The sequence below is a fragment of the Marivirga arenosa genome (assembly GCF_030503895.2).
Taxonomy (GTDB): domain Bacteria; phylum Bacteroidota; class Bacteroidia; order Cytophagales; family Cyclobacteriaceae; genus Marivirga; species Marivirga arenosa.
Genome location: NZ_CP129970.2, coordinates 3,553,235 through 3,569,682, shown reverse-complemented (window position 1 = coordinate 3,569,682; position 16,448 = coordinate 3,553,235). Strand labels below are relative to the sequence as shown.

Sequence of the window (16,448 nt, the reverse complement as noted above, 5' to 3'; positions counted from 1 at the left end):
TACTATCATTAAATAAATTTCATTAGGACACTAATCACAGATTCCCTATTTTCGACTTCAAAAAAAGAGCATGAATATATTCCAAATCATAACTTTACTAATCGTCATTTCTGCCTTATTTAGTTATTTGAACGTTCGGTTTTTCAAATTGCCGACTACCATAGGCCTCATGATCATGGCCATGCTGTTCACGCTTGGCATTACCATTTCTTCTTTTTTTACGGATGTGCTTTTAAATAATGCGGTTGAAATTATTAGTTCTATTGATTTTAAAGAAGTTCTACTTGATGTAATGCTTAGTTTCCTGCTTTTTGCTGGGGCACTGCATACTAAACTGAGCCATATCAAAACACAACGCTATCCTATTTTGATGTTTGCTACTTTCGGGGTTTTGGTATCTACCATATTGATTGGAAGTCTTACTTTTTACTTGCTTAACTTCATGAATCTTCCCATAAGCTTTATGCAAGCTTTACTTTTTGGTGCGCTCATCTCTCCTACTGACCCTATTGCGGTTTTAGGTATTCTCAAAAAAGCGGGTGCTCCCAAAAGGCTGGAAACCAAAATAGTAGGTGAAAGCCTTTTCAATGATGGTGTGGGAGTAGTCATTTTCCTGGTCCTTTTTCAGCTCGCAGCCAATCCTGAGGCAGATATCTCCATAGGTCATATCAGCTTTTTATTTTTTGAAGAAGTGGGTGGTGGTATACTTTTAGGTTTAGGCTTAGGCTATGCTACCTATTGGATGCTCAAATCAATTGACAATTATGAAACTGAAGTCATGCTAACCTTAGCTATGGTGATGGGAGGCTATTTATTGGCTAGCAGTTTACATTTCTCTGGTCCTTTAGCCATGGTAGTGGCAGGCTTATTTTTAGGGAATGATACACAAAGACAGTCTTCCATGAGCGAAATTACTGAACGCTATGTAGATAAGTTTTGGGAAATCTTAGATGTATTTTTGAATGCCATCCTTTTTGTTTTAATAGGTTTAGAAGTACTGATTCTAAGTTTTGAAGATAACTATATTATAGCCGGATTAATCCTCATTCCTATTTCCTTGATCTGTCGTTACCTAGCACTTTTAGGGCCAATTCAAATTTTCAAAAAGAAATTGGATTTTGTTCCAAGAACAGGATTAATCATGACTTGGGGAGGATTAAGAGGAGGAATCTCAATTGCCTTAGCGCTTTCCCTTACGGATGAGATGAATCGAGAGCTTATTGTGGCCATAACCTATATCATTGTGGTATTTAGCATTATCGTACAAGGACTAACAGTAGAAAAAGTGCTTAAATGGTTGAAAGTGAGTTGATTTTGAAGAGAAAAGTATAAAACATATAGTACTATGGCACTTATTCGGCTTAAAGTACTGAGAATATTTGATCCCATAAGACGATTCGGATTATAGTATATTTAAGCCCTTTCTATTACTTTAGCGGGCAAAATGAACCTGACTAAACTTATGAAGTATTTTTTGCTGCTGTCATTAAGCTGCTCTTCAAGCTTTTTCTTGTCTGCTCAAACGAACTTTTTGATGCAAGAAGATTTTATAGCCCCAGCTCTTTCATGGCAATTTAAAAGTGATAGTTATGCCCAATATCATTATGATGGTCAGCGCTTAAGCATCGACCGAACGAATCAAACAGATCTTTTTGCTACTTATAGTCACATTGCCATAAACCCTAAATCAGATTATAAAATTGAAGCTTTGCTTAGGCAAACTCAGGGTGGAAATGAGGCTTCATACGGTATCCATTGGGGATCGGATTATAATAGCCGATCGACTTTTTCCTTTGTTATTAATTCTACCGGAGTCTATAAAATTTATTCGAGCTGGGGAAGTCGAATCAAGCAGTTTACGGGCTGGCGTAAGGCAGCTGAAATTCGAGGCAAAGGCAACGATCATAAACTGACCATTCATAAACGGCAAGACTCCATATATTTTAGTATAAATGATCGAGAGTTAGCTCAAATACGGGCAAGCAGGTTCCATTTTCAAGGGGGCAAAATTGGAGTGGTATTGAATGGAGATATTGGCATAAGCGTAGATTATTTCCACGTATTACAAGATAAACCGGCAATTAATCAATTGGCAAGCCAGCCTAAAGTGATCAAGGAAAAGCTCCCCTATCCTATTAATACGGATGCCCAGGAATTAAATCCCATCGTGTCTTATGACGGCCAAAGCTTATATTTTACCAGAAATGAAGGGGGCGAAATGGCGCAGGAAATATGGCGTTCTAATTTGGAGAATGGGAAATGGGGAAATCCGGTAAAACTGGGGTTTCCACTGAACACAGCCGGCAACAATAATGTGATGGGGATAGGCACTGATAATTCTACACTAATTTTAAGCAATACCTATTCAGATGATGGTTTAAGCCTAATTGGGAAGGGCTATTCAATTGCAAAATGGGAAGGCGATAAATGGTCTATACCTGAAAAAATAGAGATATCAAGTTATATGAATTCCTCAAATACGGCAGAAACGAGCCTTTCAGCCTCAGGTACCACTATGATTATGTCTTTAAAAACAGGGTATAATGCCGGTATGAATGATTTATACCGATCTATTTCACGAACCTACACTAAAAGTTGGTCGGGCCCCAGTTCTTTAAAAAATGTTGTGAACAGCTTTGGTAATGAAATTACCCCCTTTTTAGCGGCTGATGGTAAAACACTCTATTTCTCCAGCGAAGGGCATTCGGGTTATGGTGATCAGGATATTTTTATGAGTCGTATGTTGGATGAAAGAGGATTTGAATGGAGTGAGCCGATCAACTTAGGACCTGAAATCAATACCGCAAACTGGGATGGATATTTTACGATTCCGGCTCATGGTGAGTGGGCTTATATGGTATCAGCAAATGATAATGCTTCCCAGTTAGATCTATACCGAGTGAAACTACCAGAAGCACTAAAACCTGATCCTGTGGTATTGATTAAAGGTAAAGTGTTGGATGCTCAAACAAAAGAGCCTTTAAATGCTCAGATCTATTTTGAATCCTTACCTAGAGGAAGAAGATTAAATAAAGTAAAGTCAAAGGGCTCTAATGGAACTTATCAAATAATCCTGCCCTATGGTGAGCACTACGGTTATTATACACACTTAGACGGTTATTTATCTACGCATGACAATATAGATTTAAAGCAAAAGGAGAACTATCAGGAAATTACCCGTGACATTTATTTAAGCCCGCTAAGCGAAGGCTCATTTATAAGTTTGAATAATGTATATTTTGCTCAAGGGAGCTATGAAATTTTGGAAGCTTCATATCCTGAATTAGATCGCTTGATCAGACTCATGCGTTCTTCTGAAACCATGGAAATAGAAATTGGAGGTCATACGGAAAGAAGAGGTTCTGCAAGGCTTAATAAGATCTTGTCACAAGACAGAGCCGATGCTGTAAAAGCCTATGTAGTGCAGGCAGGAATTGATGAGAAAAGAATTAAGACCAAAGGTTATGGTTCTTCAAAACCTATTACGGAAGGAAAAACTGAGTTAGAGAGAAAGCAGAACAGAAGAGTGGAATACACTATATTGTCTTTATAAATTATTCTTGAGTACTTAAAAGGTGGCGTTTCAATTAGAAAATGTTTTTTAACGATAGTCCGCCTTATGTAAAATAGTCAAAAAAGAAACTTAGCTATTTACCGCTAATAGGATGGATAGCTTTGGTTATATTTTTCTAATGTTGTTTAAAACAATCAATAATAAATTTTTTGTTAGCAATTATCAGCAACTATCTACAATTTAGCTGAGGCTTTTAAGAAATTCTATTCATGCATTCGAGCTTTCTTTTTGTTGTAGTGGTCATTTCCATATCGGTATCACTGCTATTAGCGCTTTTTCTTTTTACCCTAAAGTCGCCTAATCAGCGGAGTAATTATCTATTTGCAACCTTTTTATTACTCACAGCTATTGATACAAGTGGCTATTTTTATACTTCAGATAATGGACTGATGACCAATCTGGCGATGATGAGGAATCTGGTGATCTTTTTGCAATTACCAACTTTGTACCTTTATGTACTTTCTGCTTGCTATTCTAATTTCAGCCTTCGACCTAAACATCTGGTACATACTATACCTTTTGTTGTGGTTAACCTGATGTTTATGCCTCGTTTTTACTTGCAGGGAAATGAACAAAAAATACAGTTTCTTACAAATTTTAAAGAGGTATTTGAAGTACAAGTCAATCATGTGTTACTCCACTTACAAGTCATCCTTTACCTGGTGTTGATTTTTTTAGCTATAAGGAAAGCGAGAAACTTATATATGGAAAATAATGCCGGAAAGAAAGTACAGGCCTACCAATGGCTATTTCAATTGGCATTCGCTATATCGTTATTTTATGCGGTGGCCTTACTTAAAAATATCTTCAAGTTTTCGAGCTATGAGCATATTTCCACTCTTTTACGTGCTTCTTTATATGTCTTTTACCTCATCATCATCTGTTGGTACTTATTAAAATCCTTGAACAATCCTGGCTTATTTAGGAATGTAGATTCTAAGCAAAAGCTTGTAGCTACTTTGGTAGCCGAAAATAAAACTGTAGACAAGAATGATACCCTTCACAATGCCCGAATTAAAGAGCTTAATGATTATATGCTGAAAGAAGAGCCTTATCTCGATCCATCGATTAACATTCAGGCGCTATCAGATAAAATTGAATTACAGGCAAGGGAGCTTTCTGTCTTGATTAATCATGAAATTGGTCTTCATTTCTTTGATTATATCAACTCATTCAGAATTAAAAAGGCAACTCAGATTTTATCTGATCAAAATAATAAGAAGTTAACTGTGTTAGAGGTATTATATGAAGTAGGCTTTAACTCAAAATCTTCATTCAATACGGCCTTCAAAAAACATACAGGCTTCACACCTACAGAATACCGTAAAAAGCACTTATAATCAGGCTCTTGTAAAAAGTCGAACGTTTTGTTTTGTAAGTAATGCGTTCGACTTTGCGTTGTCGGTCGATTCAGAATGACTTTAGGTGCAGATTTGTGTCATCATTTAATCAAAAAATTAAAACACAATGAAAACTGCATTTACTATTATTTCGCTTCTATTATTCGTTAATACCTTCACTTACGCTCAGCGCATCACCCAACGTATCGACTCTCTGGTCAATAGCTTCCATGAGTCTAATCCTGAGATAAGCATGAGCGTTGGCTTTATACAAGGAGGAGAAACTTTTTTTACGGCTTATGGCAATTTGAGCCGAGAAGGGAATGAAGCTATTGACAAGCATACGCTATTTGAAATTGCCTCAATCACCAAGATTATGACTGCGAACCTAATTGCTCAGGCCGTATTAGAGAGTAAGTTAAAGGTTGATGACTATATTGATGATTATTTGCCTGCGGTTTATCAGCTGAATAAAACTATTCAAAACAAGATCAAAATATCGGATCTGGCCTCGCATCAATCAGGTTTGCCAGATATTGATTTTAGAGAACTCATTGAAAAAAATCCTCAACAACCTACTGCTTCGGTAGACCAAGATTTATTAACTAAGCTGATCAATCAATGTAACAGCTTAAAAGACTATGGTAGTTATAGATATTCTACTGTCGGTTTTGTGCTGCTGGGTCAGATTTTGGAGGATTTATATGGGAAAAGCTATGATCAACTTGTCAGAGAAAAGATTATTGCCCCACTCAACATGACCCGTACTTATACCACAGACTTTGATGTTGCTAATGTCGCAATTGGCTATAATAAAGACGGTGGCGTGCAAGCTCCTTTTATCTGGAATATTGTTGCGCCTTCAGGCTTGGTGAAATCAAGTACCTCTGATATGATGAAATTCTTAAGCGCTTTGCTAGATGAAACTAGTGCAATCGGTCAAGCTGCTAAATTAACTGAAGTACCGTATTTTATTGAGGGAAATGAAGCTATTGGCTTAGGTACAAATATTATACAGGATGGCGATAATACTTTATACCTAAAATCCGGAGATTTATTAGGACAATCCTCTATGCTCTGCTATAATAGACTTTCTGATTGGGGAGTGCTAATTTTTATGAATCAGAATGACTGGAAGCTCAGAAACGATATGCTTAATACCATGTATGAAAGCATATTAAAGGATCAATAAAATAGCATTATTTTTATTAGAAGCTCCATCGACCTGATGGAGTTTCTGTATTTTAAAGTATCAGTATTTGCCCTAAGCGCATCATAAGCATACTATCAATGATATTTAATGAGTTTGGTGTATCATTTTTTTTTCGCACAATCCATATTGACATACCGATAATAAGCATCAAATCATTAGCTAATAGTTCCAAGAGCTTTAAGATCGATTCTGGCTCCTATATTAAAAGCATTCTAACTTTTCATTCAGATCTATTAAGTAGTGGTTGTTTCTTCAGTATTTTGAATAATTGCGTGTCAGGACCTCATAGTGCCATTAAATTATTTTAATATGAAAATTAATTTTTTTTATATGAATAATGTGAACAACTGTACTCCACCTATGTTAATACGATTGTAATAAAAAAAACTAACTATGAAAAAATTAAATTATTTATTCGCGATTGGATTATTGTTCTTGTTTTCATGTGGTGGTTCTTCAGAAAAAAGCTCTGATGAAAGTGCCGACATGACTGAAGAAACAGTAGAAAACACAGAAATGTCAGAAGCTGAAGAGGTTGTAGAGGAAGTGATGGAAGAGCCTTCAAATGATATTGTAGCCCTAGCTATGGGTACAGAAAGTTTATCAACTTTAGTAAGTGCTGTAAAAGCTGCGGGTTTAGTAGAAACATTACAAGGAGAAGGTCCTTTTACTGTTTTTGCTCCTACCAATGAAGCATTTGCTGCATTACCTGAAGGTACTTTAGATGACTTATTGAAACCAGAAAATGTTGAAAAGCTTAAATCTATTTTAACCTATCATGTTGTAAGTGGAAAGGTGATGTCAACCGATTTATCTGATGGTATGGAAGCTGCTACTGTGAATGGTAAGAAAATTACAATCGGAACTACTGATGGGGTTAAAATAAACGATGCAAATGTTGTTTCAGCAGATGTTGAGGCTTCAAATGGTGTTGTTCACCTTATAGACGCTGTAATTCTTCCACCAGAGAATTAAAAAATTAAAAAACATTATAAAAAGCTCCAATTGGAGCTTTTTTTTGGTCAATACTAAAATGAAATGTGAGTTACTATTCTTGCCTCAGTTTATTTAAATAACCTATTTCAAGTAAACATAAATAAATTATATGTAAATCATAAAATATATTAACTTTTATTTATGTTACAAATGCTTTTCCTTTGCATAAAAATAAAACGTTATGCAAACAAACCTTTACGCTTTAGTTCCCCTAGTGGCTCCTTTACTTCTGTATGGACTGGCCATAATGTTACTGTTTAAATGGAAAAAACCAGCGAAGCTATTGATAGAAACAATAGGTTGGTTAGGTATTTTCATATCGCTCACATGTGCTTTTGTTGTCTACTTTTTAGGGTCTAGCCAATCCATGCTTTTAGGAAGTTCTGGTTTAGGATTTGCAATAAGAATGGATCCTTTGAGTATCACTATGTTGATTATGATCGCACTATTAGGATTTATAGTTTTAAAATATAGCCTAAACTATCTTGATGGTGATGATAGACAAAATATTTTCATAGCCAGATTAGCGACCACCATTGCCTCAGTAGAACTTCTTGTGATTGCAGGGAATATTGCTCAATTATTTATCTTCTGGGTAATCACCAGTATTTGTCTTCACTACCTTCTTATTTTTTACAAAAATAGACCTCAAGCAGTTGCAGCAGCTCGAAAGAAATTTATTGTTGCTAGAATAGGCGATTTCAGTTTTTTAGCGGCTTGTATCATTCTTTATCTACAATTCAATACAGGAAATCTGGAATTAATTTTTGAGAAAGCCAGTGCAATCTCTAACCTAAATACAGCTTTAACATCAGCAACTATTCTTTTGGTTATTGCAGCAGTATTGAAATCAGCGCAATTTCCAACTCATGGCTGGTTAATTGAAGTAGTTGAAACCCCTACTCCTGTATCTGCTTTACTTCATGCAGGTTTACTTAATGCAGGCCCTTTCTTGATGGTCAGAATGGCATTCTTAATGAATATGTCCGAACCAGCTTCTCTCCTACTTATCTTCATCGGAGGATTTACCGCAATGATTGCTTCAGTAGTATTTTTGACTCAACCCACTGTAAAAATTGCTTTAGGATATTCCTCAGTAGCTCATATGGGTTTCATGTTGCTAATTTGTGGCTTTGGAGTTTACACGGCAGCTATTCTTCATTTAGTGGCGCATTCATTTTATAAAGCCCATGCTTTTCTTTCTTCAGGAAGTGTTATTGACACGGTTAAGGCTAAAAGAGTTAAGCTACCTAGCAGAAAGGGAAGTATTGGCAGAATTATCACTAGTATAATGATAGCCATTGTTATTTATGGATTATTTAGTTGGATTTGGGGCATTAAGCCAGATGAAGAATTTGCACTTATGGCTACTGGAGCCATTATTGTAATGGGTTTATCTCAAATAATTGCTCCAGCTTTAGATTCTTCAGGTGGCATAAAAGGTATTATGAAATCAGCCTATTTAGCTTTCATGGTTGCACTAGCATTTTTTAGCTTAGAAAAAGGAGCTCATTACTTATTGCACAGTCAAATCCCAACACATTACGAACCTACAATGGTTATTAAAATGGCTGTACTATCAATTTTAATTCTCTTTGCTTTAGTGGTTTTATTGCAATTAATGGCCCCAAACCTCAAAAAAGGGAGTTTTACATACAATCTCGGTATCCATATCAGAAATGGCCTTTATGCCAATGTAATTTTTGATCGATTGATCGGGGCTTTAAAGAAAGATAAATTCAAGTGGGCAAATCTTACTGTTGAGGAAGAGCAAACAGAAGAACAAAGGTCTTCTGAAATAAAATTAAGCATGGAATCTCAACGATAATTAGATCTAATAATACTTTAATTGAAATCAAATGCAAACTCAAAATAACATCAAGCACGGGACAGTTTCTGCCGCAGTTAAAAATGCAGCATCAAAGATTGCCCCTTTATGGTCTTTAGAAAATTTTGTTGCTGTAAATCCATATTTGGGAATGGCAGACCAAAAATTCTCTAAGGTTATGCAACAATTGAATATAACCGCTAATGCAAAGGCCACATTGCCCATTTCTTTTTACCTGGAAGCTTTAAATCAAGCTAGAATTACAAATGATGATATTCAGGAAGCATTAAAAAGAAACCATTCAAATTTATCGGTAAATGAATTTATTCAGGCTTTGATAGAGGATGATATAGAAAATGATCAGTCTTTCAGAGTAAAATCAATAAGTGAATTGTGCAGCGAGTTGGAGGAAAAAGATTGGAAAAGATTTATGATTGATCGTATTTCTCAATGGGCTGCCGCTTACTTTGATAATGATCAAGCCATATGGAATACGCAGGATAAAAGTGATTCAATATATCAATCTTGGAAAAAAGAGGCTGAAGTAGACCGAAGTACAGAACTGATGGGCTTAAAAGGTTTCAGAAGCTTGATAAAAGAACTACCTAATAATTACTTAGAACTGAATGAACTGCTAATCAATAAGCTAAATATACATGATGAATCGCTTGATCTTTACTTACATTCTATTTTAATGTCCCTTGGGGGCTGGGCAGGATTTACCTCGAGAATCGATTGGGATGCGAATTTAGCTGGAGATCAAGAATCACATGCTACTGAAGAACTTTTAGCTATATTATTAAGCTGGGAATATGCCTTTTATAAAATTAAATATTCAAAAGAGCTGGAAAAAGAATGGCTTAATGATAAAGTTAAAATGAGCTTGTTTGCTAATGATTCTGATCAAAGCAAGGCATTAGCCTACCAACTTATTATGCAAGATGCTTTTGACATAGCCAATCAAAGACAAATTATCTTAAAATTTGAAAATCAAAAACTTGATAATGATGAAATAGAAACTAAAAAAGCTCAAGCCATTTTTTGTATTGATGTTCGATCTGAATTATTTAGAAGAAATCTTGAAGCTGCTGATTCGGGAATTGAAACAATGGGATTTGCAGGTTTCTTTGCTTTTCCAGTTAAATTCCTTCAATTGGGACATAATGAAGCAAGTAATCAATGCCCTGTATTGTTAAATACAACGCATACAATAAAGGAGACGACAAATAACAGTCAAAATGATTTGAATGCTATAAAAAGTAGAACTTTAAAACAACATGTTAGCAGAGCTTGGCATTCATTTAAGCTAGGAGCCATCAGTTGTTTTAGTTTTGTAGGCCCAGTGGGACTCTCCTATCTCCCTAAATTATTTACTGACTCCTTTGGTTTAAGCAGGCCTTTTCCCCATCCAAATGAAGATGGAATTAATAAGAAGTTAAATCATATTAAGAGGGTTGATCTGAATTTTACAGATGTTGAAGGCAATACTTATGGGATTTCGGATGAAGATCAATTAAGTATGGCAGAATCAACATTAAGAGCCATGTTACTTACTGAAGATTTTGCTCGCACTGTAATGATTGTTGGGCATGGTTCAAGTACGGTCAATAATCCACATGCAACAGGATTGGATTGTGGAGCATGTGGCGGGAATACGGGTGAGGCTAATGCAAAAGTTGCGGCAGCTGTTTTAAATCAGCCTAAAGTAAGAGCTAGATTGAATGAAAAAGGAATTCACATCCCATCAGAGACTCATTTTATTGCTTGTCAGCACGATACAACAACAGATGAAGTAACAATTTATAATGAGGAATTAATTCCGGCATCACATCATGCTGAAATTGAAGAGATAAAGCATGCACTTAAAGTAGCAGCTAAATCTTCAAGAAAAGAGCGAGCTTCACGAATGAATATAGAAGCTTTAGATTTAGATTTCAAAGTTCTTTCTAGATGTAAAGATTGGTCTCAAGTTAGACCAGAATGGGGTTTGGCAGGTTGTTCTTCTTTCATTGTGGCTCCCCGAAAAAGAACTCAAAATTTAGATTTTGGTGCCAAAGCCTTCTTGCATAGTTATGACTGGCATAAAGATACTGAATTTGGGGTGTTAGAATTGATTATGACCGCTCCTATGGTGGTGACAAGCTGGATCAATCTTCAATATTATGCTTCTACAGTAGATAATAAAGTTTTTGGGGCAGGTAATAAAACGCTTCATAATGTGGTAGGAGGATTAGGTGTTTTGGAAGGTTTTGGAGGTGATTTAAGAGTAGGCTTACCGTGGCAATCAGTTCATGATGGTACGCAATATCAGCATGAACCACAGCGATTAAACGTAGTTATTGAAGCACCAATTGATGAAATGAGTAAAATTCTAGAAAAGCACCAATCAATCCGAGACTTATGCGATAATGAGTGGATTTATTTATTTGCGATGAATGAGGAAGGAAAGGTTGCATATCAATACACTGGTGATTTGGAATGGAAAATTATTAAATAAAATATTTTTTATTGCTAAGGGTAAACAAATTATACCCTTAGCAATTTTACTTTATTGAATTATTGATACGATTTACTTAATGAAAACTAAGCTTTGTCCGTCTTGTAATCTTGAATATGATGTCATGTATAGAATTCAGCAAAGGAAAGGGAAAGATTGGATTTTCGTTTGTAAAAATTGCTTACCAAAATATCAATCTTTAGCAGATTACCGATATGGAGGAACCTGGAAGGGTTATAGGCATTAATCATCCTAATTTTGCCATTTTCATTAAAACTATATTACAATATTAAATTGAAATTAATGCTGGATGTATATTTTCAACCCAATCTAATTAGTTAAAACTTTAATCACTTTAGAAACAAAGTTGATATTTTGCCCTTTGGTTTTGTTAATCTGATGTATTCATTGATGAATATTTACTAAATTGAAAGAACAAAACTAAACAAGAACATGAAAAAGAAAATTTTATTAGGAATCGGAATACTCTTCATAGTTTTAATAGCCTACATTGTTTACGCTTTGTTCATAGCTACACCCGTTAGTCCTCCTGCAACGGTATCCTTTAATGAAGATGGATTAGAAATCACTATAGATTACAGTCAGCCTTCAAAGAAAGGTAGATTGATTTTCGGAGAGGAAAGTGAGCAGGCACTTCAGCCCTATGGTAAATACTGGCGATTAGGAGCAAATGCGGCCACTGAAATCACTTTTAATAAAGATGTTAATTTTGGAGGCAAAGCGGTCTCAGCTGGGACTTACCGTATGTATGCCATTCCAGGCCCAGAAGCTTTCAAAGTAATTTTAAATAGTGAAACGGGTGTCTTTTTTGGCGCAGTAGAACCTGATTATGAGTTGGATGTGGTAGCTGTAGATGCACCAGTAGAAAAATCAGCTTCAATTGTTGAAATCTTTACTATTGGTTTTATGCCGAATGATGGAGGCACTACCATCCATTTTAGCTGGGACGATGTGATGTTTACCGTTCCTGTATCAGTACAATAAATCATGGCATTCTCAGCAAAAAAATGGGTAGGAATACCCATTTTAATTCTACTTTTTCTAGGTCTTGCCTATTGGTTAATTGGCAAGATACATTATCGATTAAACGTAATGGATGTTGAAGAATATGAACCTATCTCTACCTTAAAGGTAGAAGAACATCACTTGAAAAGTGCGAAATTCCCTTTCGTGGATGTTCACAATCATCAATGGACTATGCCTGTACAGGATTTAGATAAACTGGTGCAAGAGATGAATGACTTAAATATGGCTGTAATGGTAAATTTAAGTGGATTTAGAGGTAAATATCTGGAAGAGTCTCTTGAAAATGTGAATGAACAATACAGCAACCGCTTTGTATTATTCATGAACCTTGATTTTGAGAAACTGGATGATGAAGGATGGCCAAATGAAACCTTATCGGTAATGGAAGAAGCTGTAAAAATGGGTGTAAAAGGCCTTAAAGTGTATAAAAGTTTAGGGCTTACGGATACCGATAATGAGGGAAACAGAATTAAGGCAGATGATCCCAGGCTTGATCCTATATGGGCTAAATGTGGTGAATTGGGTATTCCAGTATTAATTCATACCGGAGAACCCGAAGCTTTTTGGTTTCCTAAAGATAAAAACAATGAACGCTGGCTAGAATTAAAACAATATCCTAGCCGATACAAGGATCCTGAAAAAAATCCTTCTTTTGAAGAAGTGATGGCTGAACAACATGCTGTTTTTAGAAAGCATCCGGAGACCACATTTATTGCTGCGCATTTAGATTGGTTTGGAAATGATTTAAAACGATTAGCTAATCTATTAGATGAAATGCCAAATGTATATACTGAAATAGGTGCCGTATTAGCAGAATTAGGCCGTCAACCCATAACTGCAAGGGAGTTTATGATCAATTATCAAGACCGGGTGATGATGGGAAAAGATGCTTACAACAAAGAAGAGTATTATACTTATTTCCGAGTATTAGAAACCAGAGATGAATATTTTGATTATTACCGAAAACGTCATGCACACTGGAAAATGTACGGTTTAGGTCTCCCCGACTCTGTATTACAAAAAGTTTACTATCAAAATGCACTAAAGGTAATTCCAGGTATTGACTCAACTCTATTCAATACTAATGTAAATTAATTGTTTATTATAATATTAAAATCACCTTCCACTTTTTAAGGGTATCAGTTTTTATGAGAAATAGACTTATTGTCTTAATTATCCATTCCATTTTATAGAACAAAAAAGAGGCCTATCAGGCCTCCTATTCTTCATTGTTTACTCAACATACTGGAAAATTAATTATCATCATCATCATCATCATCGTCATCATCGTCATCATCGTCATCTTCTTCCTCATCATCATCAAATTCTCCGTCATCATCATCATCTTCACCTGCTTCGAATGTTTGATCTAAATTGCTTTCTATAAGAGCCGCAATTTCAGAGTTAGAAGTGCTGTTTATTCTGATTACACCATCATCATCAGCTGTAGCATTGCTTAAATCGATTCCTGCAAAAAGTGCATCTAAGTCAAATACAATTAGCATTTGGTTGGCAACACCACCATCTAATTGGAAACCATTTTCATCTTCGATTTCGAATTCAATCTCTTCATCAAATGTATATTCGACATTGATTACTTCATTGTTTGCATTAGTATAGTTAAAAGCAATAAAAACAGAATGCTGACCATCAATAAAGGGCTCCATTTCCATTTCAATTTCTTCATAAATACCTGGTGCTAAATCAGCCATTCCAAAATCAGGGCTGCTAGTTCCAGTTAGTAAATCTACTATGAATTCGCCTTCATATTCGATCTCTTCATTTTCGTCTTCACCTTCTTCATCTTCTCTTTCGTTTTCTTCTAAGGTTTCAAATTCTAATTCAGAAACCCCTAATAAAACCTCAGTGAATACAAATCCTGAATTGATGGAACGACCAGTTGCTATAGTAGATTGAGTAGTTTGTGCCTTCATATTTAATTCAACTACAGCCTCTGCTGAAGGATCTGTATCTGAATTACAGCTTTGAAAGAATAATCCTAAGACCATCATTAAAGCTAATAGAGAGTTTTTAATACTTGATTTCATATTATTTGATTTTAAAGTTAAATACTTGATTTATTATTTTTATTGTTGTTTTTCCAGATTGAGTTTTAGCAGATAATCTTCCATATCTGCCTCTAATTTGAGACTGGTAGAATCAATGCTTTGCAATACCCATTCATGATTAAAATTTCCAAATGGAGATTCCTCAGTTTCTAATTCTATTATTAAAATGGTCGTTATATCCTCAGAATAAGTTTCCCATTCACCCGCAATATCTTTTTCACCATTCGATAATAGCATTTGTTCTGCTTCCAAGAACTCAATAGAATAAGCGGAAAGTACGGCAGTGTAATCCACGCCAGCAGAATCTAAAAGGCTTACTACCCATTTTCCTGATGCAAGAATAGTAGATAGGCTATCGGCCTCAGTAATCACTTCTTCATCTTCCACATCTTCTATTTCACATTCATCTCTATAGGTATTAATGGCCGTTGTTAATTCAGAATTTGTATTAACATTAAGAATCTCCCCACTTTCTAGGCTGAGTTTTATAGGATAATCAAGGCTGATAATTTCTTCTACCTTAATGTTGCTTAAGAAAACATATAAGTCTTGATCATTTTCTATAGATACAGTTCTAGCATTTTGTGCTTCTTCATTATAAACAGAAAAGCTGATAGGATATTCAATATCAATACAGCTGATATATTCTTCGTTACAATCATCCTCCAATTCGTCTAACTCAATATAATTATTGATTTGCAGGCTGTTATAATCATATGAAGTAAGCATAATAGGGAAAACGATAGCGAAAGAATCTTCATCATATTCGTTATCATCCAGAAATTCTTCCAAATCATATAAATAATCAGCATCATTAACTTGAATGATACTATCTCCTATTGTTATAGAATATGGAAAATGAATTGCAAAGCAACCGTTATCATCCAAGAAATCGTCTTTACTTCCATCAAGTTCACTCATCGCTAGTAGTAAATCAAAACTCTCAGATTCCACTTTAATCTGCTCTTCTTCCGAAGGATTATCTACTTGTACAAATTCCTCCTGACAGCTGGAGAAAGTCATACTAATAATTATAAGTGAACCGATGAGATTGTAAATCTTTTGCATAATAATTGCGCTCTTTGTGTATAAAACAGAATGAAGGAGCAAACTCCTACCACTGACTTTAATTTTTTTTATTTAGTTCAAATTACCACCTCTATTATAAAAGAGTATGTATTTGTAAACTATTGATAAATAGCACTTTACAAAAATTGTAAAAATCTTATTATTGAATAATAAAAAAATTATTTCGGATATAAGTAAATTATATAATAATTTGATACATCCCCCTTTTAGTTTTTTTAACTTTATTAAGTGATTAAAACTTCAAATTTCTTTTTAATAGATTTATGAGCGAATCGAAACAGGATGTTTGCCAAGAAAAAGTGTATAGTAAACTCTTTAGTGCCCACGCTAAGGATTTACACAATTTCCTATATTATAAATATGGGGATGCTTTTAATCCTGGAGATGTTGTTCAAGAGGCTTTTGTTAAACTTTGGAATAACTGCGCAAGTGTTCCTTTTGAAAAAGCAAAAAGTTTTTTATTCACTGTAGCTAAAAATTTCATTCTAAATGAGATTGATAAATCTAAAACAGCTCAAAAGTTTAGTGCAATCAAACCAAAATCATATACACATGAGAATCCAGAATACCTTTTAGAAGAGCAGGAATATCAAAACAAATTAGAATCTGCTATTAATGAATTAACGGAAGAAATGAGGGTAACTTTTTTACTAAACCGTATTGAAGGTAAAAAACATCAGGAAATAGCCGATATGCTTGGGATTTCACGAAAAGCGGTAGAAAAAAGAATATATAAGGCCTTGGCTCTAATAAGAGAAAAGGTAGAAGGCATATAAAAATTAAGTAATGTGGTAG

At 35.0% G+C, this 16,448-nt stretch carries 13 protein-coding genes; 11 read left to right on the top strand and 2 right to left on the bottom strand.

Features of this window, described 5'->3' with window-relative positions:
• Positions 1-70: 70 nt before the first annotated feature.
• The 10 genes from QYS48_RS15440 to QYS48_RS15395 all read left to right on the top strand — a co-directional run bounded on the left by QYS48_RS15440 (position 71) and on the right by QYS48_RS15395 (position 13,590).
• Positions 71-1,312, top strand: a complete 1,242-nt coding sequence (locus tag QYS48_RS15440; RefSeq protein ID WP_308356702.1) for a sodium:proton antiporter — start codon at positions 71-73, stop codon at positions 1,310-1,312.
• Between the two features lie 222 nt (positions 1,313-1,534).
• Positions 1,535-3,553: an OmpA family protein gene (locus tag QYS48_RS15435; RefSeq protein ID WP_308356701.1), complete on the top strand. Its 2,019-nt coding sequence runs from the start codon at positions 1,535-1,537 to the stop codon at positions 3,551-3,553.
• Positions 3,554-4,116: 563 nt separating this feature from the next.
• The gene (locus tag QYS48_RS15430; RefSeq protein ID WP_308356700.1) at positions 4,117-4,914 is read left to right on the top strand and encodes a helix-turn-helix domain-containing protein; all 798 of its coding nucleotides are present in this window, start codon (positions 4,117-4,119) and stop codon (positions 4,912-4,914) included.
• Between the two features lie 127 nt (positions 4,915-5,041).
• On the top strand, positions 5,042-6,106 hold the full coding sequence (locus QYS48_RS15425) for a serine hydrolase domain-containing protein (protein ID WP_308356699.1): 1,065 nt from the start codon (positions 5,042-5,044) through the stop codon (positions 6,104-6,106).
• A 537-nt stretch (positions 6,107-6,643) separates the two neighbouring features.
• Positions 6,644-7,102, top strand: a complete 459-nt coding sequence (locus QYS48_RS15420; protein ID WP_302129070.1) for a fasciclin domain-containing protein — start codon at positions 6,644-6,646, stop codon at positions 7,100-7,102.
• A gap of 202 nt (positions 7,103-7,304) precedes the next feature.
• Positions 7,305-8,951 (top strand): proton-conducting transporter membrane subunit, encoded by a 1,647-nt coding sequence (locus QYS48_RS15415; RefSeq protein ID WP_308356698.1) that lies wholly within the window; start codon positions 7,305-7,307, stop codon positions 8,949-8,951.
• Between the two features lie 31 nt (positions 8,952-8,982).
• Positions 8,983-11,448: a DUF2309 domain-containing protein gene (locus QYS48_RS15410; protein WP_308356697.1), complete on the top strand. Its 2,466-nt coding sequence runs from the start codon at positions 8,983-8,985 to the stop codon at positions 11,446-11,448.
• A 79-nt stretch (positions 11,449-11,527) separates the two neighbouring features.
• Positions 11,528-11,695 carry a hypothetical protein gene (locus QYS48_RS15405; protein ID WP_308356696.1) on the top strand — a complete coding sequence of 56 codons (168 nt, stop codon included), beginning with the start codon at positions 11,528-11,530 and terminating at the stop codon, positions 11,693-11,695.
• A gap of 206 nt (positions 11,696-11,901) precedes the next feature.
• Positions 11,902-12,453, top strand: coding sequence for a DUF2911 domain-containing protein (locus QYS48_RS15400; protein WP_302100663.1), 552 nt, complete (start codon positions 11,902-11,904; stop codon positions 12,451-12,453).
• Between the two features lie 3 nt (positions 12,454-12,456).
• Positions 12,457-13,590, top strand: a complete 1,134-nt coding sequence (locus QYS48_RS15395; protein ID WP_308356695.1) for an amidohydrolase family protein — start codon at positions 12,457-12,459, stop codon at positions 13,588-13,590.
• A gap of 158 nt (positions 13,591-13,748) precedes the next feature.
• On the opposite strand, the gene QYS48_RS15390 is transcribed toward QYS48_RS15395, so the two are convergent.
• On the bottom strand, positions 13,749-14,543 hold the full coding sequence (locus QYS48_RS15390; protein WP_308356694.1) for a hypothetical protein: 795 nt from the start codon (positions 14,541-14,543) through the stop codon (positions 13,749-13,751).
• Positions 14,544-14,582: 39 nt separating this feature from the next.
• Positions 14,583-15,632, bottom strand: coding sequence for a hypothetical protein (locus QYS48_RS15385; RefSeq protein WP_308356693.1), 1,050 nt, complete (start codon positions 15,630-15,632; stop codon positions 14,583-14,585).
• 284 nt (positions 15,633-15,916) lie between these two features.
• Here QYS48_RS15385 and QYS48_RS15380 point away from each other — a divergent pair, with 284 nt between their 5' ends.
• Positions 15,917-16,429: an RNA polymerase sigma factor gene (locus QYS48_RS15380; RefSeq protein WP_302100671.1), complete on the top strand. Its 513-nt coding sequence runs from the start codon at positions 15,917-15,919 to the stop codon at positions 16,427-16,429.
• The last annotated feature ends 19 nt before the right edge of the window (positions 16,430-16,448 follow it).

Bases quoted from the DNA above. Each gene is read 5' to 3' on its own strand.
- QYS48_RS15415 (WP_308356698.1), top strand. From the start codon at position 7,305: ATGCAAACAAACCTTTACGCTTTAGTTCCCCTAGTGGCTCCTTTACTT.
- QYS48_RS15395 (WP_308356695.1), top strand. From the start codon at position 12,457: ATGGCATTCTCAGCAAAAAAATGGGTAGGAATACCCATTTTAATTCTA.
- QYS48_RS15435 (WP_308356701.1), top strand. From the start codon at position 1,535: ATGCAAGAAGATTTTATAGCCCCAGCTCTTTCATGGCAATTTAAAAGT.
- QYS48_RS15400 (WP_302100663.1), top strand. From the start codon at position 11,902: ATGAAAAAGAAAATTTTATTAGGAATCGGAATACTCTTCATAGTTTTA.
- QYS48_RS15380 (WP_302100671.1), top strand. From the start codon at position 15,917: ATGAGCGAATCGAAACAGGATGTTTGCCAAGAAAAAGTGTATAGTAAA.
- QYS48_RS15440 (WP_308356702.1), top strand. From the start codon at position 71: ATGAATATATTCCAAATCATAACTTTACTAATCGTCATTTCTGCCTTA.
- QYS48_RS15410 (WP_308356697.1), top strand. From the start codon at position 8,983: ATGCAAACTCAAAATAACATCAAGCACGGGACAGTTTCTGCCGCAGTT.
- QYS48_RS15390 (WP_308356694.1), bottom strand. From the start codon at position 14,543: ATGAAATCAAGTATTAAAAACTCTCTATTAGCTTTAATGATGGTCTTA.
- QYS48_RS15405 (WP_308356696.1), top strand. From the start codon at position 11,528: ATGAAAACTAAGCTTTGTCCGTCTTGTAATCTTGAATATGATGTCATG.
- QYS48_RS15425 (WP_308356699.1), top strand. From the start codon at position 5,042: ATGAAAACTGCATTTACTATTATTTCGCTTCTATTATTCGTTAATACC.
- QYS48_RS15385 (WP_308356693.1), bottom strand. From the start codon at position 15,632: ATGCAAAAGATTTACAATCTCATCGGTTCACTTATAATTATTAGTATG.
- QYS48_RS15430 (WP_308356700.1), top strand. From the start codon at position 4,117: ATGCCTCGTTTTTACTTGCAGGGAAATGAACAAAAAATACAGTTTCTT.
- QYS48_RS15420 (WP_302129070.1), top strand. From the start codon at position 6,644: ATGTCAGAAGCTGAAGAGGTTGTAGAGGAAGTGATGGAAGAGCCTTCA.